The sequence below is a fragment of the Streptomyces sp. NEAU-YJ-81 genome (assembly GCF_017592595.1).
Classification (GTDB): Bacteria; Actinomycetota; Actinomycetes; order Streptomycetales; family Streptomycetaceae; genus Streptomyces; species Streptomyces hygroscopicus_B.
In genome coordinates, this window is record NZ_JAGFNO010000003.1 from 517,181 (window position 1) to 541,049 (window position 23,869).

The window sequence follows — 23,869 nt, forward strand, 5'->3', positions numbered from 1 at the left end:
TTCCGCGCAGGTGTTCGCCCGCCGTGCGGACCGGCACGGCGGGCCGTAACAGGGCATAAAGGTGAGGATGGGGTGAGGATGAAGAGGGAACGGAGGAGCGAGGAGGAGTCGCCATGGCGCGGGACGGCGGCAGCCCGGCTCCGGCCCCTGGGGCCCCCGACGCCGTGGCCCTGGGCCCGGGAGAGGGCCGGCCGCGGCGCACGGTCCTGGCGGCCATCGGCGCGCTGCTGCTCGGCATGCTGCTCGCCGCGCTCGATCAGACGATCGTCTCCACCGCGCTGCCCACGATCGTCAGCGACCTCGGCAGCCTGGAGCATCTGTCCTGGGTCGTCACCGCGTATCTCCTCGCCTCGACCGCGGCCACCCCGCTGTGGGGCAAGCTCGGCGACCAGTACGGCCGCAAGAGGCTCTTCCAGACCGCGATCGTCATCTTCCTGATCGGCTCAGCGCTGTGCGGGCTCGCCGGGAACATGGCGGAACTCATCGCCTTCCGCGCGCTGCAGGGGCTGGGCGGCGGCGGCCTCATGGTCCTGTCGATGGCGATCGTCGGCGATATCGTCCCGCCCCGTGACCGCGGCCGCTACCAGGGCCTCTTCGGCGCCGTCTTCAGCGCCGCCAGTGTGCTGGGGCCGCTGCTGGGCGGGGTGTTCGTCGACCATCTGAGCTGGCGCTGGGTCTTCTACATCAACCTGCCCGTCGGCATCGTCGCCCTCCTCGTCGTCGCCTCCGCGCTGCAGATCCCGGTGCGCCGCACCTCGCACACCATCGACTACCTCGGCACCTTCCTGATCGCCGCGGTCGCCGCCGCCCTGGTGCTGATGACCTCTCTCGGCGGGGTCACCTACGGCTGGGGGTCCTGGCAGATCATCGGGCTCGCGGTGGTCGGCATGGCGCTGCTGGCGGCCTTCGTACGGGTGGAGTCCCGCGCGGCCGAGCCGGTGCTGCCGCTCACGCTCTTCCGCAGCCGCACCTTCACGCTCTGCGCGGTCATCGGCTTCATCGTCGGTTTCGCGATGTTCGGCAGCATGACCTATCTGCCGACCTTCCTCCAGATCGTGCAGGGCGTCTCGCCGACCACCTCCGGCCTCCACCTCCTCCCGCTGGTCCTCGGCACGCTCGTCTCCTCCACCGTCTCCGGCCACCTGGTCAGCCGCACCGGCCGCTACAAGGTCTTCCCGGTCCTGGGCACCGCGATCACCGCCATCGGCCTGCTGCTCATGCACCAGTTGCGGGAGTCCAGCGGGGTGGCCGAGATGAGTGCGTACTTCTTCGTCTTCGGCTGCGGTCTCGGCCTGGTCATCCAGGTGCTGGTGCTGATCGTGCAGAACTCCGTCAGCTATCAGGACCTGGGCGTCGCCACCTCCGGCGCGACCTTCTTCCGCTCGATCGGCGCCTCGTTCGGCGTCTCCGTCTTCGGCACGATCTTCGCCAACAACCTCGGCCCCCATATCGCCGACGCCCTCGCCGGACGACGCCTGCCACCCGGTATCACCCCCGGCGCCCTCACCTCCGACCCCCGCAGCCTTGGCCGGCTGTCCCCGGTGGACCGGGCGGCGGTGCGGCACGCGTTCTCCGTCTCCATCACCGACGTCTTCCTGTACGCGGTGCCGGTCGTGCTGCTCGCCTTCCTCCTCGCCTGGTACCTCCGGGAGGAGCCGCTGCGCGGCAGCGTCACCGCGCCCGACGGCAGCGAAATACTCGCCAGCAACCCCGTCCAACGCTCCTCGCGCGAGGAGTGCGCCCGGGCGCTGTCCCTGCTCGGCAGCCGGGAGGGCCGCCGGAAGATCTACGTCGACATCACCCGGCGTGCCGGCCTCGACCTCAGCCCGGCCGCGAGCTGGATGCTGCTGCGCATCCAGCACTACGGCTCGGTCGAACCCGCGATGCTCGCCGAGCGCTCGCCCGTACCGCTGCGGGCCATCACCGAGGCGGCCCGGCAGATCGAGGAGCGTGGCCTCGGCCGCCGCTACGGACTGGACCTGATCCTCACGGACGACGGCCGCGAGGTCGCGATCAGGCTCTACCGGGCCCGCGAGGCGTCCCTCGCGGAACTCCTGGGCGACTGGTGGTCACCCGACCGCCCGACCGACCTGAGCGAGCTGGTGGACGAGCTGACGCACGAGCTGTGCGGCTCCGACGCGGAACAGCCGAGAGACGGCACCCCCCGCCCCGACCACCGCCGCCCCCCGCCACCGCGAACGCCCTGACCTCGGGGCCCTCAGCCCAGCTCCTTGGCCATCCAGACCTCGGCGTACGGCCCCTCCGTGAAGGCCGGGACCTCCCGGTACCCATGCCGCGCGTACAGCGCGCGGGCCTCGACCAGGTCGAGGCGGGTGTCGAGGGCGATCCGCTCGGCGCCCAGTTCGCCCGCCGCCGTCTCGACGGCCGCGAGCAGCGTGGCGCCGCCGCCCAGCCCCCGCTTGGCGGGCCGTACGTACACCCGCTTCAGCTCCGCCGCACGCGTCAGCCCCGCCGTACGCTCGTCCATCAGCCGCACCCCCGCACATCCGGCGACTTCGCCGTCGTGATGCGCCAGCAGGAAGACCCCCCGCGGCGGGGCGAGATCGTCGCTGGGCATCTCCGCGAGCGCCTGCTCGATCTCCTCCGGGGTCGAGTCCCGCTCCTCGTGGAGCTGGTAGTAGCGGTCGGCGACATCGACGAGGTATTCGCGCAGCAGCATGGCCGAGACCGGATCGCCGACGGGCCGCGCGGCGAGCGTCCAGCCTCTCGTCGGCTCCGTCGCGGGGGAGGCCAAGGCGCGCGAACCGGCCTGGGCACGTGGCGTACTCGTCATGGTCGGCATCCTGGCACCCACCACCGGCCTCACGCACCGCAGTTTGAGGGCCGAAGACCGGGCTACCCGAATAGAGGAGCCCCCCGAACGCGGAGGGGGAAGCGAGCGGGAAGGCAGAAGCAGACCATGTCAACTGCTGCAATCACCATCGTGGTTGTCGTCGCGGTCGTCCTCGCGGCCGCGCTCATCATCCGCGTCGTCCGTGCGGGCGCCAGCCGTAGGGAACGCGCTCTGCGACGCCGCTTCGGGCCCGAGTACGAACTGAACGTCGCCCAGCACGCGGGCGACACCAAGGCGGCGGAGCGGGAGCTGGACGAACGGCTGCGGCTGTACGGCGATCTGAGGACCCAGCCCCTGCCCGGTGAGCTGCGCGAGCGGTATGTGGCCGAGTGGGCGGCCGTACAGGAGATGTTCATCGAGTCTCCGGAACGCTCGGTGACCAGCGCCGATCGGCTGCTGGCCCGCCTCGCCCACGACCGCGGCTATCCGTCGGACCGTTACCAGGAGCAGGTGGCGGCGCTGTCCGTGCACCACTCCGAGCACGTCCAGGGCTACCGGCAGATCCATGACACGGCCGGCCTCGCCCGCGAGGGGCGCGCGGACACCGAGGAGCTGCGCGAGGCCGTGGTGCACGCCCGGCCGTTCTTCGAGGACCTGGTCAGGCCCCCGCACCACGGCGCCACGACCGGCGCCACGACCGGCCCCGAGACCGCGCGGCAGCCCTACGGCGAGCGGCGGAGCGGGAGCGGACTGCGCCGGTGGCTGCCCGGGACCGGGACCGGGACCGGGGCTGGAACCGGATCCGGAACCAGGGCCGGGACGGGCCATACGCGGTTCGGTCACACCAGGAAGGGCGGCGCGTGGTGACGGACCCGACCGGCCCGGCGGAGCACGACGGCCGGCGGCGCCATGGATTGGAGAAGCGTGAAGTGGCGCCGCTGTCCCAGGGGGTGGGCAACAGGGACAACAGGGAAGCGGCGGATCCGATGACGTCCTGGCACTCGCCGATGCCGACGAACGGAACACGTCCGTCGAACGGATCGCAGCCGTCGAACGGAACGAAGCCGACGACACAGCAGCCGTCCGGGTCGTCCGGACCGTCCGCGTCGCCCGCCGAGCAGCCGAACACCCCGAACGGCCCCAGCTTCCCCGTCCTGCCGACAAGCGAGCACGACATGCTGGCCCAGCGGCTGCGGTACGCGGTCAGCGGCTTCGTGGACTCCCCACGCGGCGCCGTCGAGGAGGCCGATGCCCTGCTCGCGGAGGTGGCCACCCGGCTCGCCGATCTCCTGGCCGAGCGCCGCGGCACGCTCCGTGCCGCCTGGCACGAGGATGACGTGGTCATCTCGGAGACGGAAGAGCTGCGCCTGGCGATGCGGGGCTACCGCAATGTGCTGGAGCGCCTCATCAGCATCTGACTGCCCAACACCGCCAACAACACCACCACCAAACCCCCCTTGGTCGCCGCCCGGATCCCCTCCGGACGGCGGCCATACCTCATGCCGCCGACCGGGTCGTAAATCGGTCGTACTGGGGGCGGGTCACGGCCTACCGTGGCGCGGTTGTGATCAGGCAGGTTCAGGCAGGGCCAGGCAGGGCCGGCCAGGCCGTGAAGGGGGCGGGGCGCGATGGAGCGGTACAGCGGGTGGGCCGATGAGGGGTTCGGCGGTGTCGCGGAGGTGTTCGCCCGGAACTTCGAGGAGTTTCCCGAACTCGGGGCGGCGGTCACCGTCTTCGCCGGCGGCCGCAAGGTCGTGGAGCTGTGGGGCGGGGTCGCGGACCAGGGGAGAGGGCGGGCGTGGGAGAGGGACACCGCCGTGCCGGTGTTCTCGTGCGCCAAGGGCATCGTGAGCGTCTGCGCCCACCTCCTCGCCCAGGAGGGGCGGCTGGACCTCGATGCCCCGGTGAGCCGGTACTGGCCGGAGTTCGGCCGGTACGGCAAGGAGGCCATCACCTGCCGGATGGTCCTCGGGCACCGGGCGGGGGTCCCCGTGCTCGACCGGGTGCTGACGTTCGAGGAGATCGCCGACTGGGCGCCGGTGATCCGCGCCATCGAGGGGCAGACGCCGCTGTGGGAGCCGGGAGCGTCGTACGAGTACCACGGCCATGTCTTCGGCTTCCTGATCGGTGAGGTCATCCGGCGGATCACCGGCCACACCCCGGGCGCGTACTTCCGTCAGGCCGTGGGGGATCCGCTGGGGCTGCGGGCCTGGATCGGGCTGCCGACGGCGGAGCTGGACGGGCGGGCCCGGCTGGTCGAGGCCGAGGGACGGCCCGGGATGCCGGGGCCCGAACATCTGCTGACCCGCATCGTGACCATGAACGGCGCGCTGGTCTTCCCCGGCCTCGACGAGCCGCACGGCTGGAACGACCCGGCGCTGCTCGGCATGGAGCTGCCCGGCGCGGGCGCCACCGCGTCGGCGAGCGGGCTCGCCGGGCTGTACGCGGCGGCCGTGACCGGCATCGAGGGCCATCGGCGGCTGCTCAGCCCCGAGACCGTGACGGACGCGGTCCGCGAGATCTCGTCCGGCAAGGGGTGGCTGGGCTTCGACATGGGAGCGCGCTGGGGCTCGGGCTTTCTGCTCGACTCGCCGTCCTTCCGGCCGATGCTGGGGGAGCGCAGCTTCGGCAACGACGGGGCAGGCGGTCAGTTCGCCTTCGGTGACGACGAGTTCGGCGTGGGCTTCGCCTATGTGGCCAACCGCATGATCGGCCACGGCGACGCCCGCGCCACCCGCCTCGTCGCCGCCGTGCGGGAGTGTTTGGGCGCCTGATCGGCCCCCACCCCGCCCCGTCCCGAAACGGGAGCCCCGCCCCCGCCCCCGGCGGGGCTCCGCCCCGGACCCCGCGTTCCAAGGACGAAGCCCCCGCCACGCGGCGGAGTCGCATATCGATGTTGCGGGAAGGGGTTTCCCACCCCAGCCTCTCCGGCGTTTGAGGAGCGGGGCCCGGGGCGGAGCCCCGCCGGGGCCCGGGGCGGAGCCCCTGTTTCGGGAAGGGGCGGGGAGGGGACAGCCCGCCGCAGGCGTCACGATCCGTTGGGCACCCCCTACGCCGCGTCCCACAGCTCGGTGCGGTGCGCCCCCACCAGCGCGCCGATACGGGCCAGCGCCTCCTCGGCCGGGAGTGGGTCCAGCCGACGGCCGTCCCGCAGCCGCAGGGCCACCCGGCCGTCCCCGGCCTCCCTGGCGCCCACCACGGCCTGGTACGGCACGAGGCGGGCCTCCCGGATCCGGGCGCCCAGGCTGCCGCGTTCCGGTCCGGCTAGCTCCGCGCGCAGCCCGAGGTCCACGCACCGCCGGACGAGCGCCTCGGCGTGCGGCAGTTCGGCCTCGGAGATCGGCAGGACCACGAGCTGATTGGGGGCGAGCCAGGCGGGGAAGGCCCCGCCGTGCTCCTCGATGAGATGGGCCACGGCCCGTTCCACACTGCCGATGATGCTGCGGTGGACCATGACCGGACGGTGCCGGGCGCCGTCCGGCCCGATGTAGTGCAGATCGAACTGCTCGGGCTGGTGGAAGTCGACCTGGACGGTGGACAGGGTGGACTCCCGGCCCGCCCCGTCGGCGACCTGCACATCGATCTTGGGGCCGTAGAACGCGGCCTCGCCCTCCACCGCCTCGTACGGCAGACCGGAGCGGTCCAGGACGTCGGTCAGCAGGTCGGTCGAACGACGCCACATCTCGGGGGCGGCGACGTACTTGCCGCCGGGGCCCGGGAGAGAGAGCCGATAGCGGGCCGGGGTGATCCCGAGCGCCTCGTACGCCCGGCGGATCATCTCCAGGGCCGCCCCCGCCTCGTCGGCGACCTGGTCCAGGGTGCAGAAGATATGGGCGTCGTTCAGCTGGATGGCCCGGACCCGGGTCAGCCCGCCGAGCACCCCCGACAGCTCCGAACGGTACATCCCGCCCAACTCGGCCATCCGCAGCGGCAGTTCGCGGTAGCTGTGGCCGCGGGAGCGGTAGATGACCGCATGGTGGGGGCACAGGCTCGGACGCAGGACGACCTGCTCCGCACCCGGCTCCGCGCCCAGCTCCATCGGGGGAAACATGTCGTCGCTGTAGTGCGACCAGTGCCCCGACAGCTCGTAGAGCTCCCGTTTGCCGAGCACCGGCGAGTACACATGCCGGTAGCCTGCCCGCCGCTCGGCGTCGCGGATGTACTCCTCCAGGGTGTGCCGTACGGTCGCGCCGTCGGGCAGCCAGTACGGCAGTCCCGCGCCGATCAGCGGGTCGGTGTCGAACATGCCCAGCTCACGGCCCAGCTTGCGGTGGTCGGACATCGCGGTCTCCTCGCTGACGTGGCGAACGCCGGTTGGATATCGGGCGAGTGACCGCACGGCGAAGCCCCGGGGCACTCGCCCCGGGGCTTCGGATCAGAACATCGATCAGCGCGCCGGGACACTCTCCGGCGTCGTCGTCATGGCAACGAGGGCAGCGATGGCAGCGCGCTTCATGCCGCTGACCGTAGCAAGCCCCGACGCGGCCCGCCCGGCATTTTCCCGGCCACGGCTGCGGCTGGTTGCCGGGGCCGCGGCCCGCAGTCGGGCCGTTGGGCTACGGCCTGCACTGGGCCGTCGGGTTGCGGACCGTAGCGGCGCCTCCGGGACCACGGCCTGCGGCTGGTCGCCGGGGCCACGGCCCCGCACCGGGCCGCCGCGCCATGGCCTGCCCTGGGCCGTTGGGCTACGGCCTGCACTGGGCCGTCGGGTTGCGGACCGTAGCGGTGCCTCCGGGACCACGGCCTGCGGCTGGTTGCCGGGGCCGCGGCCCGCAGCCGGGCCGCCGCGCTACGGCCTGCACTGGGCCGTTGGGCTACGGCCTGCGGCCGGGCCGCCGGGGCGCGGACGGTACCCGCGTCGCAGGGGCCACGGCCCGCAGCCGAGGGTCGTTACGCCCCCTCCGGCACCAGCTCCCCCACCGCGTCTCGCCACGCGGCCCGCGTCGCGACCGCCTGCCGCCATGTGCGGATCGCCTTCGGGGGCATCCCGACGGCCAGCACACCGGCCACCCGGTCCCCGGAGCGGTAGACGGCCAGGAACTTCCGCTCGTCCAGGGCGCCCTCCACGATCGCGACCTCCTCGTGGCCGCGCAGATGGCCATGGGCCTGGATCCGGAGGTCGTACTGGTCTGACCAGAAGTACGGCACCGGGGCGAACGGCCGCCGCTCGTCCGGGCGGAGGAGGTTGCGGGCCACGGCCATGCCCTGCTCGGTGGCGTTGGTCCGGTGCTCGATCCGCATCGCCGTACCGAACAGAGGGTTGTGCCAGCGGGCCACATCCCCCGCGCCGTACACATCCGGCGCGGCGGCGCTGTACTCATCGCACTCCAGGCCGTCGCCCAGGGTGAGGCCACTGCCCTCCAGCCAGCCGGTGTTGGGCACCGAGCCGATCGCGACCAGCACCTCATCGGCCTCGACGAGGGTGCCGTCCGCCAGCCGCACCCCGCCGTCGGCCACCTCGGCCACCATGACGCCGGTGCGCAGCTCGACGCCGTGGTCGTGGTGGGCCTGGGCGAGCACTCGGCCGACCCGCTCGCCGACCGCCGGGGCCAGCGGCACCGGCGCCGGTTCCAGCAGCGTCACCTCCGTACCGAGCCCCCGGGCGACGGCGGCCGCCTCGGCGCCGAGGAACCCGGCGCCGACCACCGCCAGTCGCCGCCCCGGGCCCAGCCGGTCCCGCAGGGCCAGAGCGTCGTCCAGGGTGCGCAGCACATGCGCGCGCTCCCCGGGGCCGCCGTCGCCGTCCCCGTCCCCGCCGCCGTCCCCGTCGCCGGGCAGCCGGCGCGGGCGGACACCGGTGGCGATGACCAGGCCCTCGTACGGCACCCGCTCCCCGTCGGCCAGCGCGACCGTACGGCCCGCGAGGTCAAGGCCGGTCGCGGCGACCCCGAGGCGCAGATCGAGGCCGAGCGCGTCCAGATCGGCGGGCGCGCGCAGCGGCACCCGGTCGGGCTCCCACTGCCCGCCGAGGATCTGCTTGGACAGCGGTGGCCGGTCGTACGGGTGGTACGGCTCATCGCCGATGAGCGTGATCGTGCCCTCGTACCCCTCCCGCCGCAGCGTCTCCGCCGCCGCCAGACCGGCGGCGGATCCACCGACGACCACCACGTGCTTCACTTGTCGACCACCCGTATCGCCGCCGCCGGGCAGACCACCGCGGACTCACGCACATCGGCGTGGAGTTCGGACGCGGGCTGCTCGTCCAGCAGGATCACGATGCCGTCCTCCTCCCGCTGGTCGAACACATCGGGCGCGATCATCACGCACTGACCCGACGCCACACACTTGGGTACATCGACTTCCACACGCATGGTGACTCCCTTGCCTCCGCTGCTCATGACGCCCAGGTGACGGGCAGTTCGTATACGCCGTAGACCAAACCGTCGTCCTTGAACGGTAGTTGGTCGACCCCGGTCGCCAGCCGCAGAGTGGGGATACGGCGGTAGAGCGTGCCGTAGACCACCTGCAGCTCCATCCGGGCCAGCGGCTGGCCCAGGCACTGGTGGACGCCGAAGCCGAACGCCATGTGGCGGCGGGCGTCGCGGCCGATGTCCAGCCGCTCGGGCTCGGGGAAGACCTCCGCGTCCCAGTTGCCGGTGCCGGTGTAGACGATGATCCCGTCCCCGGCGCGGATGGTCTCGCCGCCGATCTCGATGTCCTCCCGCGCGACCCGGCGCCTGCCGTTGTGCACGATCGTCAGATAGCGCAGCAGTTCCTCGACGGCCTTGGCGACCGCCTTCGGGTCGTCGGTCTCCCGCAGGACGGCGAGCTGGTCGGGGTTCTCCAGCAGGGCGACGGTGCCGAGGGCGATCATGTTGGCGGTGGTCTCATGGCCGGCGATCAGCAGCAGCACGCCCATGTTGGCGGCCTCGCGCTGGGTCAGCTCACCGGCCCTGACCCGGGCGGCCAGCTCGGAGAGCATGTCGTCGGCGGGGGCGGCGAGTTTGGCGGCGACCAGGTCGTCCAGATAGTCGGTCAGCGCCTTGTTGGCGGCGACCGCGTCCTCCACCGAGGAGTGACGGTTGATCATGACTGAGCTGTTCCGCTGGAAGAAGTCGTGGTCCTCGTACGGCACTCCGAGCAGCCGGCAGATCACCAGCGACGGCAGCGGCAACGCGAGCGCCTGTACCAGGTCGACCGGGGTCGGACCGGCCAGCATGGTGTCGATCAGCTCGTCGGTGATCTTCTGGATGTCGGGCCGCATCGCCTCGATCCGCTTGATCGCGAACGGTCCGGTGACCATCCGGCGGATCCGGGCGTGCTCGGGGTCGTCCATGGTGAGGAAGGTCCGCCGCTGCGGGGCGTTCTCGCGGAAGGCGGCGGTCGCATGCGGAAAACCGGGCAGCGTGGCCTCGGAGCTGACCCGCGGGTCGGCGAGCAGGGCGCGCTGGTCGGCGTACCGGGTCACCAGCCAGGGGGCGCTGCCGTCCCACAGCCGCACCCGCGCGATGGGCCGTTCGGTGTGCAGCGCCCGCGCGGTCGGGGGCGGGGCGAAGGGGCAGCCCGTCGCCCGCGGCATCGGGAACTCCGGAAGCGGCTCTTCCGCCTCGGTGGTGGTCTCTGCCAGCGTCTCGGTCATGTCTCTCCTCGGGTGGGGGATTCCGATGGGAGCGGAGCGTGAACCTTCGCGTCAGGGGGGACGTGAACCTTCGCGTTACGGGGACGATGACCAGCGAACCCGCTCGACCTGACGCCCTCCGGTCAGTTTCCTGACGAAACGCTGACTGTGGGCAAGGTCACAGTGACCGTGGTGCCGCGGTCCGGTGCGCTGCGCACGCTCACCTCGCCGCCGTGCCGCTCGACCACCCGCCGCACGATGGAGAGGCCGAGGCCGCCGCCCAGCTCGATCCGGCCGTCCGCGGAGCGGGGGGAGGTGAGCCGGGCGATGTCGCGCGGGCTCATACCCGGCCCCTGGTCGCTGACCGACAGCTCGACGTGCTGCTGCCCACCGGACCCGGCCACCGGGCCGCGCACCGCCACGGTCACCGGGGACCCGGCGGGGGTGTGCCGCAGCGCGTTGCCCAGCAGATTGCGGATGGCGTGCCGCAGCATGCGGTTGTCGGCTACGAGGGTCGCCCGGCCGGAGTTCTCGCGGGCGATGGGGCGTTCGGGGTCGAGCAGCCCCAGATCCGCCACCGCCTCGTCGGCCACGTCCCGCAGATCCACCGGCTCCGCGTCCAGCGGCCGCACCCAGGAGGCGTCCGCACGCGGAGACACCTGCTGGACCGCCTCGTGCATATGGTCGGCCTCGTCCTGGATCCGGCGCAGGGCGCGCACCATCAGCTCGGGGTCGTCGCTGAGCCCCTGCAGCGGGAGTTCGGCCCAGCCGCGGATGGTGGTCAGGGAGGTGCGCAGCTCGTGCAGGATTACCTCCAGCCGCTGCTGGCGCTCGTACGCGTCCTCCTCAGGGCGCTGGCCGTCCCCGCGGCGCTTCATGTTCATGCGGAAGCGAGCCGGCCGAGCCAGTAGCCGAAGCCACGGCGGGTGTGGATCAGGGCGGGCCCGGTCTCGTCGACCTTGTGGCGGAGCCGGGAGACCAGCTTCTCGATGGCGTTGTCCCCGTAACGCCGGTGGTCCGCCACCCACAGATGCTCGCCGATCTGCTCCTTGGACAGCACCTGCCCCGCGTTGACCAGCAGATAGCGCAGCAGCCGGAACTCGGCGGGGGTCAGCTCCAGCGCCCGCCGACCGCGCCGCGCCTGACGGGTCGTATCGTCCAGCAGCAGATCCGCGTAGCGCGGCGGCTCCTCCCGCCGCCGGGTGCGGGTGCGCAGCAGGGCCTGCACCCGGGCCAGCACCTCGGCGATCCGGAACGGCTTGGTGACGTAGTCGTTTCCGCCGATGCCGAGGCCGGTGACCAGCGAGTCCAGCGAGTCGCGGGCGGTGAGGAAGAGCACGGGCGGATGGTTCTCGTCGGCGGCGACCAGGCGGCGGCACACCGTGAAGCCGTCCAGGTCGGGCAGCATCACATCGAGGATCACCAGGTCGGGCCGCTCCCGCCCGACCCGATCGAGCGCCTCTCCGCCGGTGGCCGCGGTGCCGACCCGGTAACCGGCCAGCTCGAGGGTGGTCGAGAGCAGCTCGGCGATTCTCGACTCATCGTCGACGACCAGGATGTGCTGCCCGCTGCCACGGGCGGGCGCTGGTTTCTCGCTGACACTCCCGTACACGCCATGACACTACGTGAACCGACCGTTCCGGGGCACGGGGCCCTGACCGCGACCGATGAGATCCGGACAGGGCGGAAAGGGCGGACAGGGCGGGGCTCATACGGGCCGTGGGGGCGCCGGCCCCCACGGCCCAGGGTCTTCCGCTTTCCTCAGCTTTCGGTTTCGTCACCCTCCGGCTTGGGCGATCCGAAAGTCAGCGCGGATGCCTCGCCGGAATCCGCGTAATAGTGGAACCGGTCGGTCCAGGACTGTTCCTGAAGGGTCTGGACCAATGTACGGGGCACTGCCATATGCACATCGCGGCCACCGGGCTCGTCCGGCGGAGTCGGCGCTATGAGTACGGTCCAGGGGGTGGGAAGTGCCGGGACGTCGTACCAGAAGGGCGTGCCCGCTCCGTAGTCGAGGCTGTAGAAGGGGAGCTTCGACCAGTTGTTGATCACGATGGTGTTCTCGAACTTGTCGAGCGTCATGGTGGGCAGGATGCGCTTGAGGCGTCCCGCCTCGTATTCGGCACAGAGGAACGCCGTTTCCTGGCGGATTTTCTCCTCCGTGTTCTCGGCATAGCCCGCGCGGACCGCCGTGGCGACCTCGCCGAGAGGGCGGGAGCGCAGTTCGGCCGCGGTCATCCCGGGCCGGGTGTTGGTGACGGTGTTGCCCCAGTAGCCGTCCGGTACGGCCCCGCCGCCGAAAGCACGGAAGTCGGCGAGGAGGCCCAGCTTTTCCTCGCTCGTGTCGGGGCGGTCTCGCAATGCGCCGAGGACTTTCCAGAGGTGGGCGGTCAGCGCGTCATTGGTCGATACCCATCGCCCTGTGCCCGCGAGGTCGGCCATCGCGGCGTCCTTCATGGTGGCCAGTTCGGCGGCGGTGAAGCGGGTGGTCACCATCGTCGTCACCTTGGCGAGGCTGCTCAGCAGGATACGGGCCACATAGGCGGACTTCCGGCCGCGCTTGGTGACCGTGAAGTGGTCGTTGTCCGGCCGGGCGTCATCCGTGACCGGCGCCGCGAGGGCGTCGATGATGCCGCGGTCGTGGCCGGGTGCGGGGTACTCGAGCCCTCGATGCTCCTTCGACCAGCTCTCCATGAACCGCATATAGGCGGATCCGTCGGCCACGGCGTGATTCATGTTGACACCCAGAACGGAGCCGCCGCCTTTCATATGGGTGAGCTTCACCGTGAAAAGCGGTGTGTCGGCGTCGACCACCTGGAGCGGGTTGACCTGACTCAGATAGCGATTGATGCCCTTTTTCGCCGTGTGGTGAGGTCCGTGATCCGGCATGGGCTCGGATGCGTGTGTCTCGATGAAGCGCACACCGGTGTCGTCGCAGAGCACGCTGAGGCGGCCGTCGGGATCCTTCTTCATGCGGCCTGAAACCATCGGGAAGTTGAGCAGTGTTCTGCTAAGGGAGGCGCGAAGCGCTTCGCCGTCGAGCGTCTCGCGGTAGAAAAAGGTACGTGGGGTGTAGACCAGCCCGATGAGCATGTCGTAGACGCTCAAACGTATGCGGTCACCGCTCGCCTCTCCGGCGCGCACAGTGATCGAACGTTTGGTGTTGCTGTCGGTGGCAGTGGGGGATGCCATCATTCGCGCACGTTCTTTCGTTCTGTCCGAATGTGTTTCTGGGTCGGTGTATTGACCCTACCCCCGGGTCGAGGGCTGTCTCATTGACGAGAACTTGTTTCAGGCAATTTTGAAAAACGGGCGAGCGCGGTCGGCTCACGGAGGCGCCCGCCGACCCCGACGGGGTCCCGCGGTCGGCCGGGGCCCCGCGGCCCGCTGGGGTCACGAGGCCCGCTGGGGTTACGAGGCCCGATTGGCGCTGCGAGGCCCGACTGGGGAGCTACGGCGCTGCGACGGCACTCATCCGCATCGCTCCGTTAGCATGATCGGACCTTACGACGAGAACCCCCATCGTCCGCCCTTCGCCGGAAAACGGCGCTATCCGGTACGAAGGGTGACCAATACCCAACATCTAGCAAATCGGCCAAAGCATTGATACCTATAGCATCGCGGGTGATGTCCCGGATAAGCCGCAGGACCACGTTCGCCACGTGGCGTCGACCACGGGTGATGCTGTACGCCGCGGCGGGTGTGGTGGCCCTCGGATTCTTCATCGCGCTGGAGATCGCCGCGCGTCGCTACGGTCTGCCGGGGCCGGTCACCAATCAGGTGCAAGAGGTGATATTGCCCCCCAAGTCGGGCTTCCTGCTGTACGCCGGTATGGCCTTGATGATGGTGGTGCTCACCTGGCGGCAACGGTTCATCGCGGTCGGCACCGCGATCGGCATCGACGTCGTCTTCTTCCTGGTGCGGTGGGCGGTCGGCGCGAAGCTGACCGACGGCCACCCCTTCGGCAACGGCGCGTTGTGGGTGATGTTGGGCTGTGTGGTCATCGCCCTCACACGCCGCACCGGCCGGGAACGTGCCCTGCTGCTCAAGGGCGTCGGGCTGGGCCTGCTGCTGGTGGCCGGCCGTAAGACGGGCGATACCTGGCTGCTCATCACGGCGAAGTCCCGCCCGACGGTGCTCGATCCGTACCTGGCGACCGCCGATCACGCGCTGGGCAACCCGTCGTGGCTGGCAGGCCGGATTGTCGAGGCCATGGGCCCGATCGGCGCCCATGTTCTCGACTACGTCTACATTCAGCTTCCGGTGGCCGCGGTCATCGTCTCGGTTTATCAACTGCGCAACGTGGCGGTCGAGCGCCGCTTCCCACGCCACCATCTGGTGCGCACCTTTCTGGCCATCGGCCTCCTCGGGCCGGCCATCTACATGATCTTCCCGGTGGTCGGACCGATCTTCGCCTACGGCGCCGGGGCCTTCGGTACCGGCGGCGAGCACTGGGCGCTGGCCAACCTGTGGCCGCACACGCCGCCGCCCATCAGCGCCCCGCACTCGATGCCGTTCGACGAGATCACGCCACGCAACTGCATGCCCAGCCTGCACACGGCGTGGGCCACCGCGATCTTCATCCATTCCCGCCAGGGCCCGCGAATCCTGCGGTTCGCGGGAACGTTCTGGCTGGTCGCCACGCTCGGCGCGACGCTGGGATTCGGCTACCACTACGGTGTGGATCTCATCGCGGGCGTGGTGTTCACGCTCACGATCGAGACCGCGCTGCGCGCGCTCGCACGTGGCTGGGACCGGTCAGGGATCCAACTGGTCGTCCACGGCACGACGGTCTTCGCCGCGCTCCTGGTGTCCTATCGCTATCTGCCGATGGAGATGGCCAGACATCCGTGGCTGTTCGGACCGCTTCTCCTGCTGGCGATGGCCTCGGTGATCCACGGCTACGTACGGACCACCAGGCTGTGGGAGCCGAAGGCCGCACCAGCGCTGCAACCGGAACCGCAGCCCGAGCTGGTGTGAGTGGGTTAGCGAGGCGTTAGCCGATCAGCAGAGGATCATCAGCGGCGGCGGAGAGGCTGGTGGTCACAGGGCCCGAAGGACGGGACCACCTGCTGACAAAGGGGGGAGACACATGTCCCACCGCACCGCAAACCGCACCGCACGTCACCACGCTCGCAAAGTCGCGGCCGTCGCGGTGGCCGCCGTCGCCGCGTTCGGGCTGACCGCTTGCCAGGACACCTCGGACGGTGCCTCCGGGGCCGCGTCCTCCACCGCCTCCCAGGGCTCCGGCGCCCCCGACGCCGAGGCGAAGAACGGGGAGGGCGGTGCGGCGGCCCTGCAGAAGACGGGCCCCAAGCCGCTGCGCGACGGTGCGGGCCTCTACCCCCGGGCGATCCGTCTGGAGCACAGCGGGAAGGACAACGGCCGCGTGCTCGCCTCGACCGTCGTCCCCGACGGCGGCCACGGCATCGGGGACATTCAGGAGAGCACCGACGGCGGAGCGAGCTTCAACCAGGTGGGCAAGATCGCCGACCCCAAGTCCGCCGACGGCGGCAAGGGGCTGTGCTGCGCGACCCTCTACGAACTGCCGCAACAGGTCGGTGACATGCCGGCCGGCACGCTGCTGTGGGCCGCCTCCTTCGGCCAGAACGAGCCCGAATCCAGCCGCCATATGTCGATACGGGTGTTCAAGAGCACCGACGTGGGGCGCACCTGGAGCTATCTGTCCACGGCCGCCACCGCGACGGACGCCAATGGGCTGTGGGAGCCGGAGTTCTCCATCGACGCCGACGGCAACCTGGTCTGCCATTACTCCGACGAGACCGATCCGAACCACAGCCAGAAGCTCGTCGCCGTACGCTCGCGGGACGGCGTCTCATGGGACGGACTGCATGACACCGTCGCCAGCGCCCCGACCTCCGACCGCCCCGGGATGGCGGTCGTACGGAAGCTGCCGGACGGCAAGTACGTCATGACGTACGAGATCTGCTCCAAGGACCCCAAGTTCTCCTGCGTCGTGCACGTCCGCACCTCTTCCGACGGCTGGGACTGGGGCGACCCCGCCAACCTCGGCACCCGGCCCGAGACGGCCGACGGCAAGTACTTCAGGCACGCGCCGACCCTGGCCTGGGCGCCGGAGGACGGAAATCCGCAGGGCAAGCTGCTGCTGGTGGGACAGGTGATGTACAACGCGGACGGCAGCAAGGCCGAGGGCAGCGGGCGCACCGTCTGGACCAACAGCAAGGGCGGAGAGGGCGCCTGGAAGGAGATCCCGGCCCCCGTCACCGTGAAATCAGACAAGATCGACTTCTGCCCCAACTACAGCTCCAGCCTGCTGCCTTCGGCCGACGGGCACCAGCTGCTGGAGGTCGCGACCGACTACGACGGGGGAGTGTGCCGGCCGTACCACGCCACCAATGGCACATGACCCGATCGCTGGCGTGTGCCCCGGCAGCGGCGCGGCGGGTGTCATCGGCCGCGCTGCGCGGAGGCGCGTCTGCGAGCCGTCAGTGACCCTCTGACGGACGCGATGCTCGCCGGGTGGACGTCGTCGGATTGGTACCTCGGGAGACTGGGCCGAACAGCATCCCCAAAGTGGTCCAAGGCGCCTTGGGAACCGACACAATTAGCTACGCTGGGTTGCTCGCTATGCCGCTTGTACATAGACGTCAGCGGCTGGTGAAACTTCGGGGGAGGCGTCATGTCCGTGGACGTGGTCCAGCTCGCACAGGACCTCACGCCGTACGCCACTACGGCCATCACTGCTTACGGAGCCGCGGCCTTGACCCGGGTCGAGAGCGACGCCGTCGATGCCACCGTCTCGTTCGGGCAACGCATTCTGCGACGCCTCACCGGTCGCGATACCCCTGACAGCGATACATCCGCCGAGCAAGATGCCCTCGCCGAGACGGTCTCCGAGCTGGCCGGCAGTCCTGATGACGCGGATCTGGCCGCCGTGCTCCGCGTGCAGATCCGCCGCCTGATGACGGCCCACCCTGATATCGCCGCTGACATCGCAGGGTGGGCACGCCCGGCCGCGCCCACCACGGTCACCATCAGCACATCGGGGGAGAGGTCACCGGCCGTCCAGAACAATTACGGCACCATCCATACCGGCGACTCCACCGCCTGAAATCCGTCAGGGGTGAAGCCTTGATGCACAGAGCATCACCGGAGACTTCAGGGCTCGCTACGTCTGGGGCCCGGTCACCCGCCGTGGGCACGAACCACGGCGCCATCTTCACTGGGGACACCACCGTCCACACCCCTCTGGTACTGCCACCGCCCACCGATGTCTCGGCGCCCCACGGGCTGCACAACCTCCCGCGGCCCATCGGTCACCGATTCGTCGGCCGTGTGGCGGAGATGGCCGCCCTGGAACAGACGTTATCGCTCCGGTGCGAGCGGGCATCCACGCACGTCGTCACCCAGGCCATGTCCGGCCTCGGCGGCATCGGAAAGTCCACTCTGGCGCTGCACTTCGCCCATACCCACAGAGCCGACTACACAGCGGTCTGGTGGATCGACGCCGAGACCCCTGAGACCATCACCGGCTCCCTGGCCCAGCTCACCGCCCGGGCCAACCCCGGCACCAATACCAGCAGCACGCCGAGCGCAGCCTTGGCCGAATGGGCCCTGACCTGGCTGGAGGCCCATACCGGATGGCTCCTCGTCTTCGACAACGCCACCCACCCCGACCACCTCGCCCCGTACCTCGCCAGACTCACCAGCGGCGACCACCTCATAACCAGCCGCCTCACCTATGGCTGGCACGAACTGGCCGCCACGCCCGTGCACCTGGACGTCCTCGCCCCATCAGCCGCCACCAACCTGCTGCACCAACTTGCCGGGCCCGGCCCCAGCAGCGAAGCCTCAGCGGCTCACGAACTAGCCGACGAACTCGGATATCTCCCCCTGGCCCTGGAACAAGCCGGTGCGTACATCCGCCGCACACGCAACACCTACTCCAGCTACCTGCACCGCTTCCGCACCCAAGCCGCCCGCATGCTCAACACTCCCGGCAACGGCGACCCCCACAGCATCACCATCGCCCGGATTTGGCGCGTCACCCTCGACACCATCGCCGAACGCGACCCACTCGCCGTCCACCTCCTGCGCGTCATGGCCTGGCTCGCCCCCCACGACATACCCCGCGACCTCCTCAACGGCATCGCCGACGAGCCCGACGCGGACATCGACGCCCTCGCTCTCCTCAACGACTTCAGCATGATCACCCTCACCGAGAGCACCGCCGCAATACACCGCCTCGTCCAAGCACTCGCCCGAACCTCAGACCCCCAGGACCCCCACCGCACTGACTCATTCATCAGCCAAGCCCAGGCCACCGCCGCAACGTTGATCCGTCACGCACTGCCCGACGACCCGGAGACCAACACCGCCGGATGGCCGCGCTGGCGCACCCTCCTCCCTCACATCGAGGCATACCTCACCCACACTCACCCGGATACGGACACCACCGAAACACACTCCATCCTGCACTCTGCTGCGCAATTCCTGCATGGTCAGGGCCAGCTCTCTCAAGCCACCCAATACGCACACCGGTCCGCCACCACATCGGCACGACTCAACGGCGAGGACCACCCCGAGACCTTGATCTCCCGTAACAACCTCGCGGGCGCCTACGAGTCGGCGGGGGACTTGGGTCGTGCTATCCCGCTGTACGAGCGGACCCTCACTGACCGGGTCCGGGTTCTGGGTGAGGACCACCCCGAGACCTTGATCTCCCGTAACAACCTCGCGAGCGCCTACGAGTCGGCGGGGGACTTGGGTCGTGCTATCCCGCTGTACGAGCGGACCCTCACTGACAGCGTCCGGGTTCTGGGTGAGGACCACCCCGACACCTTGATCTCCCGCAACAACCTTGCCTACGCCTACCGTTCGGCGGGGGACTTGGGTCGTGCTATTCCGCTGTACGAGCGGACCCTCACTGACAGCGTCCGGGTTCTGGGTGAGGACCACCCCGACACCTTGATCTCCCGTAATAACCTTGCTTACGCCTACGAGTCGGCGGGGGACTTGGGTCGTGCTGTCCCGCTCTTCGAGCGGACCCTCACTGACCGGGTCCGGGTTCTGGGTGAGGACCACCCCGACACCTTGACCTCCCGTAATAACCTTGCCTACGCCTACGAGTCGGCGGGGGACTTGGGTCGTGCTATCCCGCTGTACGAGCGGACCCTCACCGACCGGACCCGGGTTCTGGGTGAGGACCACCCCGACACCTTGACCTCCCGTAACATCCTCGCGGGCGCCTACGAGTTGGCGGGGGACTTGGGTCGTGCTGTCCCGCTCTTCGAGCGGACCCTCACTGATAGCGTCCGGGTTCTGGGTGAGGACCACCCCCACACCTTGACCTGCCGTAACAACCTCGCGGGCGCCTACGAGTCGGCGGGGGACTTGGGTCGTGCTATCCCGCTCTTCGAGCGGACCCTCACCGACCGGGTCCGGGTTCTGGGCGAGGACCACCCCCACACCTTGATCTCCCGTAGCAACCTTGCTTACGCCTACGAGTCGGCGGGGGACTTGGGTCGTGCTATCCCGCTGTACGAACAGTCCCTCACCGACAGCATCAGAATTCATGGCGACGATCACCACAACACGCGCATCGTGCGGGACAACCTGCGTGCGGCATGCTCCGATCGAGACTGACACTGCTCACACTGCCGCCGACGCTGTGCGGATGTCGAAACCTGTCCTCACTTACTCAAGGGCGCGCCTTCGGCGCGCCGGGCGGCTTGGCCGCCCCGCCGGGCTGCGGCGTGGCCGCCGGTCCCGTCGGGCGCCCACCGCCCGCACTCCCAGCGCACCCGCGATCGCTCGCCGAGGAGCCGACCGCCGTCAGAGCCGAGGCGTTGTGGCTGGGGCCGACGGCGCGCCGATCCAGCACCGCGCGCACGCCACCGGCCGCCCCGATCAGCCCGCCCTGCCCAGCCGGGCCGCCGTCACTCGCGCCGGCATCGCCACCTCACGCGCCGACGCCGCCGACAACTCCAGTCGCACGACCCCGGCGCCGTCCGTGCCCGAAGTGGCACGCAGCCGCACTCCTGCCGTCCCACCGTGGCCATGCCATGCGTCAACGCCGCCTATGTCCAGCACACCCAGTTCGACACCAGCGTTGCCACGCTCCGTGCGATGGGCGTACGCGTGCTCTACGGAGAAGGCGGATTCGTACCCAACAAGCCAGGCCAGGGGCGGCCGGAGAACTACCCGTGGCACCTGGCCCTGGAAGCCGCCGCGTCAGCCGTCAGTGGGCGCGATCCCCGTGGCGAGTGAACTGCCCCCGGACGGTGCGGTCAACGGTCCTTCTCTCTCGGACCAATCTCACGGGCGTGCGATAAGTTGCCCGCCATGACTGGACTCGGGCCCGTCGCCTGGCCACCTGCCCCGATAGGGACCGAACGGCTCGTGCTCCGGGAGTCCGAGGCCCGGGACCGTGCGGTGTTCATCGAGCTGTTCACATCGCCGGAGGTGCGCACCTACCTCGGTGGCCCTCGATCGCGTGATGAGCTCGAACATGCGGTGCCTGAAGTGCCCGGGCGGCGCCCTGGCCTTTTCGTGATCGATCTCGATGGAGCGATGATCGGCACGATCACGCTCGATCGGCGCGATGCGGAGCGTCCGGGTCACGTTCGTCCGGATGCCGGGGAGGCCGAGCTCGGCTACCTGTTCCTGCCGGAGGCGTGGGGATGTGGGTACGCCGCCGAGGCGTGCGCGGCGGCACTCGCCTGGTTCGCCGACGTGCTTCCCGGCGAGCCGGTGGTGCTCTGCACCCAGACCGCCAACGACCGCTCGATGCGCCTCGCGGCGAAGCTGGGGTTCACCGAGGCGGAGCGGTTCGAGGAGTACGGCGCCGAGCAGTGGTTCGGCGTGTGGTCCGCGGGCACGCCGTCAGGTTGAGCCAGCTCGTTTCTTCAGGGGTGCGCGCAGCGCGGGCGTTGGTGAGGAGCGGGGTCAGCGGCCCCCATGACGTGGGGGAAGGTATCGGTTGACCAGGTCCGCCGCCGTTTGCGCGTCATCGATCGTGATGACAAAGCGGGTTCCGCGGGTGAGTTCAAGCCAGAGCGCGTCGCCCGCCCGGAGCGAGACCGCCCGCACGCCCGGCTTCCACCGGTAGCCCCAGCCGCCGATCTCCATGGGGCGGGTCCGGCGCGCCGTGGCACCCGCAATCCGGTCCATCGCGATGTTCTGCCGCAGGAAGGGGACGAGAGCTGAGGCCACCGTGACGCCACGTGGCGAAACGGTGACCTTGATGGCCCCCGTGACGAGGAACGCGGCCGCCGCGAGCAGCAGGCCCAGGCTGACGGACCGGTGTGTCTCGTCGACGACGGCGAAGACGATCAGTCCCAGAGCCAGGATCGCGCCGACGGCGAGCATCCAACCGCTGGACTGGTACCTGTTCCAGACCGCTCGCGTGCTGTCGTCATCATGCGGATTCATCGACGCCTCCGTGAGAGTGTGCGACTCACGGCAACGATCGCAGCGTCGACGGCCAAGGCCAAGGTGATGTCACCGTGCGCACAACCGGTCCAATGCCGACTGGCTCTCATCGTCTGCGGGGCGGAAGATCACCAATCGCTGATCCGGATCTTGAAGTGGTATGAGCACTTCGAAATCCACTGCGATCACACCGACGTCAGGATGCCGCATCACCTTGTGCCCGCGGCCGTTGACCTGGATGTCCCGCTCGGCCCACAATCGCGCGAATTCCTCGTCGTGAGTGATGAATTCGGCGATGCGATCGGTCAACGCCCGATCCTCCGGATGCGCGGCCCACGCGGCGCGCAGGTGGGCGATCCCCTCTCGCACGACGCGTTCCCGATCGACGTAGAACTCGCGTATCTCCGGATGCATCAGGCACAGCCACATCGAATTGCGCTGTGACGGAGGCAGGGTGTCGAAATCCAGTAGGAGCCTCGTCATTTCGCGGTTCCAGGCCAGGATGTCGTAGCGGTGGTTCATCAGCATGGCCGGCAGCGGCGACAAGTCGGCGACCAGATGGGCCAGCGGCGGCGCCGCGGTGGTGGCGGGCTTGTCGGCGTTGCGGGGGCGCTGCTGGGCCAGGTTGAAGAGGTAGGCGCGTTCGACGGGGGCCAGGCGCAGCGCCCGGGCCAGCGCCTCCACCACGTCCGCTGAGGGCCGCAGCCCGCGACCCTGTTCCAGCCGGACGATGTAGTCGACGCTGACCCCGGCCAGTTCGGCGACCTCTTCGCGGCGCAGGCCCGGGGTCCGCCGGGCCTGCCGACGCGACGGCAGACCGAGATCGCGCGGGTCCAGCCGCTCGCGCCGGGCCCGCAGGAACGCGGCCAGCTCCTGTGTTGTGTCCACGGTGTGGGTCGTCATATGCGTTCCAACAGCCAGGGTGGGACTGGCGTTCCCAGGAAACTCCTTCCCTTACCCCCGGCTCGCGGCGGTCACAGCCTTGTTCTCGACAACGGATCACGAGCACAGGAGGACACCATGTCGCTCACCCTCGACACCTACCGGCTGCTGGGCCGCTCAGGGCTGCGGGTTTCACCGCTGGCGCTGGGCGCGGCGACCTTCGGCACCGAGTCGGGCTGGGGAGCCGAGCAGGACGAGGCGCGCAAGCTGTTCGACCGCTACGTCGAGCGAGGCGGCAACTTCATCGACACCGCCAACACCTACAGCAATGGCACTTCCGAGCGCATGCTGGGCGAATTCACCCGCGACAACCGCGAGAGCCTGGTGCTCGCGACGAAATACACGACGCTGCGCCGCCCTGGCGACCCGAATTCCGCGGGCAGTCACCGCAAGAGCCTGTTCACCTCGGTAGAAGCGAGTCTGCGACAGCTCAATACGGACTACATCGATCTGCTCTACCTGCACGTATGGGATTGCACGACACCGGTCGAGGAGATCCTGCGCGGCATGGACGATCTGGTCCGGCAGGGCAAGATCTTGTACGTGGCGATCTGCAACGCCCCGGCCTGGCAGGTTTCGCGTATGCAGGCGATCGCCGACCTGCGCGGCTGGTCGCCGCTGGTCGCGCTCCAGATCGAATACAACCTGATCGAGCGTACCGGGGAACGTGACCTGATCCCCATGGCGCGCGAGATGGGGCTGGGTGTGCTCCCGTATTCACCCCTGGCCGGCGGGGTACTCACCGGCAAGTACAGCCGCGACGACCTGACCGCGACGAACGTCGCATCCGACGACGGCACCCGTAAGAGCTTCAACCTCGCCTTGGGCACGCTCACCGAACGTAACCTCGCCATTGCCGATGTCGTGATGGAGGTCGCCACGGAGCTGGGCGTCACACCCGCCCAGGTCGGGCTGGCCTGGACCCTGCGGAATCCGAGCGTGACGGCACCGATCATCGGCGCCCGCACCCCCGCGCAGTTGGAGGACAATCTGGGCGCCCTGGAGGTCGACTTCACCGCCGCCCAACTGGCCCGCCTCGATGAGGCCAGCGCGATTGAACTCGGCTTCCCGCACGACATGCTCGCCAGTGATCACATCCGCAACGTGACCGCAGGTGACCTGAAGATCGAAACCCGCCGCTGATATCCGAGCGCCCCGAG

20 protein-coding genes and 1 pseudogene are annotated in these 23,869 nt (G+C 69.9%); 11 read left to right on the top strand and 10 right to left on the bottom strand.

The window, feature by feature from the left end; translation table 11 throughout:
* The first annotated feature begins 113 nt into the window (after positions 1 to 113).
* Entirely contained in the window at positions 114 to 2,207 is a 2,094-nt protein-coding gene (locus tag J5X86_RS10750; protein ID WP_208516484.1) for an MDR family MFS transporter, read from the top strand.
* Positions 2,208 to 2,218: 11 nt separating this feature from the next.
* Here the strand turns inward: J5X86_RS10750 and J5X86_RS10755 are convergent, their stop codons facing one another.
* Entirely contained in the window at positions 2,219 to 2,794 is a 576-nt protein-coding gene (locus J5X86_RS10755) for a GNAT family N-acetyltransferase (RefSeq protein ID WP_208516485.1), read from the bottom strand.
* Between the two features lie 126 nt (positions 2,795 to 2,920).
* Here J5X86_RS10755 and J5X86_RS10760 point away from each other — a divergent pair, with 126 nt between their 5' ends.
* The 3 genes from J5X86_RS10760 (at position 2,921) to J5X86_RS10770 (ending at position 5,568) form a co-directional block, all read left to right on the top strand.
* Positions 2,921 to 3,661, top strand: coding sequence for a hypothetical protein (locus J5X86_RS10760; protein WP_208516486.1), 741 nt, complete (start codon positions 2,921 to 2,923; stop codon positions 3,659 to 3,661).
* The gene (locus tag J5X86_RS10765; protein ID WP_208516487.1) at positions 3,655 to 4,212 is read left to right on the top strand and encodes a hypothetical protein; all 558 of its coding nucleotides are present in this window, start codon (positions 3,655 to 3,657) and stop codon (positions 4,210 to 4,212) included. The genes J5X86_RS10760 and J5X86_RS10765 overlap by 7 nt, the downstream gene beginning before the upstream one ends.
* 210 nt (positions 4,213 to 4,422) lie before the next feature.
* Positions 4,423 to 5,568, top strand: coding sequence for a serine hydrolase (locus tag J5X86_RS10770; RefSeq protein WP_208516488.1), 1,146 nt, complete (start codon positions 4,423 to 4,425; stop codon positions 5,566 to 5,568).
* A gap of 275 nt (positions 5,569 to 5,843) precedes the next feature.
* Here the strand turns inward: J5X86_RS10770 and thrS are convergent, their stop codons facing one another.
* The 7 genes from thrS to J5X86_RS10805 all read right to left on the bottom strand — a co-directional run bounded on the left by thrS (position 5,844) and on the right by J5X86_RS10805 (position 13,547).
* Entirely contained in the window at positions 5,844 to 7,133 is a 1,290-nt protein-coding gene (gene thrS, locus J5X86_RS10775; protein WP_308124498.1) for a threonine--tRNA ligase, read from the bottom strand.
* A 551-nt stretch (positions 7,134 to 7,684) separates the two neighbouring features.
* A complete protein-coding gene (locus J5X86_RS10780; protein WP_208516490.1) occupies positions 7,685 to 8,911 on the bottom strand; it encodes an NAD(P)/FAD-dependent oxidoreductase in 1,227 nt (408 codons plus the stop codon).
* Positions 8,908 to 9,105 (bottom strand): ferredoxin, encoded by a 198-nt coding sequence (locus tag J5X86_RS10785; RefSeq protein ID WP_208516491.1) that lies wholly within the window; start codon positions 9,103 to 9,105, stop codon positions 8,908 to 8,910. The genes J5X86_RS10780 and J5X86_RS10785 overlap by 4 nt, the downstream gene beginning before the upstream one ends.
* A gap of 23 nt (positions 9,106 to 9,128) precedes the next feature.
* On the bottom strand, positions 9,129 to 10,373 hold the full coding sequence (locus tag J5X86_RS10790; RefSeq protein WP_208516492.1) for a cytochrome P450: 1,245 nt from the start codon (positions 10,371 to 10,373) through the stop codon (positions 9,129 to 9,131).
* 122 nt (positions 10,374 to 10,495) lie between these two features.
* A complete protein-coding gene (locus tag J5X86_RS10795; protein WP_243979972.1) occupies positions 10,496 to 11,236 on the bottom strand; it encodes a sensor histidine kinase KdpD in 741 nt (246 codons plus the stop codon).
* The gene (locus J5X86_RS10800) at positions 11,233 to 11,964 is read right to left on the bottom strand and encodes a response regulator transcription factor (RefSeq protein WP_208516493.1); all 732 of its coding nucleotides are present in this window, start codon (positions 11,962 to 11,964) and stop codon (positions 11,233 to 11,235) included. The genes J5X86_RS10795 and J5X86_RS10800 overlap by 4 nt, the downstream gene beginning before the upstream one ends.
* Before the next feature lie 149 nt (positions 11,965 to 12,113).
* Positions 12,114 to 13,547 (bottom strand): acyltransferase, encoded by a 1,434-nt coding sequence (locus tag J5X86_RS10805; RefSeq protein ID WP_208516494.1) that lies wholly within the window; start codon positions 13,545 to 13,547, stop codon positions 12,114 to 12,116.
* Positions 13,548 to 14,033: 486 nt separating this feature from the next.
* Between J5X86_RS10805 and J5X86_RS10810 the strand changes: the two genes are divergently transcribed.
* The 6 genes and pseudogenes from J5X86_RS10810 (at position 14,034) to J5X86_RS10835 (ending at position 21,227) form a co-directional block, all read left to right on the top strand.
* Positions 14,034 to 15,332, top strand: coding sequence for a phosphatase PAP2 family protein (locus tag J5X86_RS10810; RefSeq protein WP_374229240.1), 1,299 nt, complete (start codon positions 14,034 to 14,036; stop codon positions 15,330 to 15,332).
* A 112-nt stretch (positions 15,333 to 15,444) separates the two neighbouring features.
* Positions 15,445 to 16,740 (top strand): sialidase family protein, encoded by a 1,296-nt coding sequence (locus J5X86_RS10815; protein ID WP_208516496.1) that lies wholly within the window; start codon positions 15,445 to 15,447, stop codon positions 16,738 to 16,740.
* A 273-nt stretch (positions 16,741 to 17,013) separates the two neighbouring features.
* Positions 17,014 to 17,445, top strand: a complete 432-nt coding sequence (locus tag J5X86_RS10820; protein WP_208516497.1) for a hypothetical protein — start codon at positions 17,014 to 17,016, stop codon at positions 17,443 to 17,445.
* 83 nt (positions 17,446 to 17,528) lie between these two features.
* Positions 17,529 to 19,979, top strand: coding sequence for an FxSxx-COOH system tetratricopeptide repeat protein (gene fxsT, locus J5X86_RS10825; RefSeq protein ID WP_308124499.1), 2,451 nt, complete (start codon positions 17,529 to 17,531; stop codon positions 19,977 to 19,979).
* Positions 19,980 to 20,381: 402 nt separating this feature from the next.
* A pseudogene (locus J5X86_RS10830) lies at positions 20,382 to 20,603 on the top strand (flavoprotein); the annotation flags it as partial.
* A gap of 75 nt (positions 20,604 to 20,678) precedes the next feature.
* Positions 20,679 to 21,227, top strand: a complete 549-nt coding sequence (locus tag J5X86_RS10835) for a GNAT family N-acetyltransferase (RefSeq protein WP_208516498.1) — start codon at positions 20,679 to 20,681, stop codon at positions 21,225 to 21,227.
* Between the two features lie 54 nt (positions 21,228 to 21,281).
* Here J5X86_RS10835 and J5X86_RS10840 read toward each other — a convergent pair whose 3' ends face one another.
* Positions 21,282 to 21,767, bottom strand: coding sequence for a hypothetical protein (locus J5X86_RS10840; RefSeq protein WP_208516499.1), 486 nt, complete (start codon positions 21,765 to 21,767; stop codon positions 21,282 to 21,284).
* Positions 21,768 to 21,836: 69 nt separating this feature from the next.
* Positions 21,837 to 22,670 carry a helix-turn-helix transcriptional regulator gene (locus J5X86_RS10845; RefSeq protein WP_208516500.1) on the bottom strand — a complete coding sequence of 278 codons (834 nt, stop codon included), beginning with the start codon at positions 22,668 to 22,670 and terminating at the stop codon, positions 21,837 to 21,839.
* A gap of 117 nt (positions 22,671 to 22,787) precedes the next feature.
* Here J5X86_RS10845 and J5X86_RS10850 point away from each other — a divergent pair, with 117 nt between their 5' ends.
* Positions 22,788 to 23,852, top strand: coding sequence for an aldo/keto reductase (locus tag J5X86_RS10850; protein ID WP_208516501.1), 1,065 nt, complete (start codon positions 22,788 to 22,790; stop codon positions 23,850 to 23,852).
* Positions 23,853 to 23,869 lie beyond the last annotated feature (17 nt).

Excerpts from the sequence above, each read along its gene's own strand:
- J5X86_RS10750 (WP_208516484.1), top strand. The coding sequence starts at position 114 with ATGGCGCGGGACGGCGGCAGCCCGGCTCCGGCCCCTGGGGCCCCCGAC.
- J5X86_RS10755 (WP_208516485.1), bottom strand. The coding sequence starts at position 2,794 with ATGACGAGTACGCCACGTGCCCAGGCCGGTTCGCGCGCCTTGGCCTCC.
- J5X86_RS10760 (WP_208516486.1), top strand. The coding sequence starts at position 2,921 with ATGTCAACTGCTGCAATCACCATCGTGGTTGTCGTCGCGGTCGTCCTC.
- J5X86_RS10770 (WP_208516488.1), top strand. The coding sequence starts at position 4,423 with ATGGAGCGGTACAGCGGGTGGGCCGATGAGGGGTTCGGCGGTGTCGCG.
- J5X86_RS10785 (WP_208516491.1), bottom strand. The coding sequence starts at position 9,105 with ATGCGTGTGGAAGTCGATGTACCCAAGTGTGTGGCGTCGGGTCAGTGC.
- J5X86_RS10790 (WP_208516492.1), bottom strand. The coding sequence starts at position 10,373 with ATGACCGAGACGCTGGCAGAGACCACCACCGAGGCGGAAGAGCCGCTT.
- J5X86_RS10795 (WP_243979972.1), bottom strand. The coding sequence starts at position 11,236 with ATGAACATGAAGCGCCGCGGGGACGGCCAGCGCCCTGAGGAGGACGCG.
- J5X86_RS10805 (WP_208516494.1), bottom strand. The coding sequence starts at position 13,547 with ATGATGGCATCCCCCACTGCCACCGACAGCAACACCAAACGTTCGATC.
- J5X86_RS10810 (WP_374229240.1), top strand. The coding sequence starts at position 14,034 with ATGCTGTACGCCGCGGCGGGTGTGGTGGCCCTCGGATTCTTCATCGCG.
- J5X86_RS10815 (WP_208516496.1), top strand. The coding sequence starts at position 15,445 with ATGTCCCACCGCACCGCAAACCGCACCGCACGTCACCACGCTCGCAAA.
- J5X86_RS10820 (WP_208516497.1), top strand. The coding sequence starts at position 17,014 with ATGTCCGTGGACGTGGTCCAGCTCGCACAGGACCTCACGCCGTACGCC.
- J5X86_RS10835 (WP_208516498.1), top strand. The coding sequence starts at position 20,679 with ATGACTGGACTCGGGCCCGTCGCCTGGCCACCTGCCCCGATAGGGACC.
- J5X86_RS10840 (WP_208516499.1), bottom strand. The coding sequence starts at position 21,767 with ATGAATCCGCATGATGACGACAGCACGCGAGCGGTCTGGAACAGGTAC.
- J5X86_RS10845 (WP_208516500.1), bottom strand. The coding sequence starts at position 22,670 with ATGACGACCCACACCGTGGACACAACACAGGAGCTGGCCGCGTTCCTG.
- J5X86_RS10850 (WP_208516501.1), top strand. The coding sequence starts at position 22,788 with ATGTCGCTCACCCTCGACACCTACCGGCTGCTGGGCCGCTCAGGGCTG.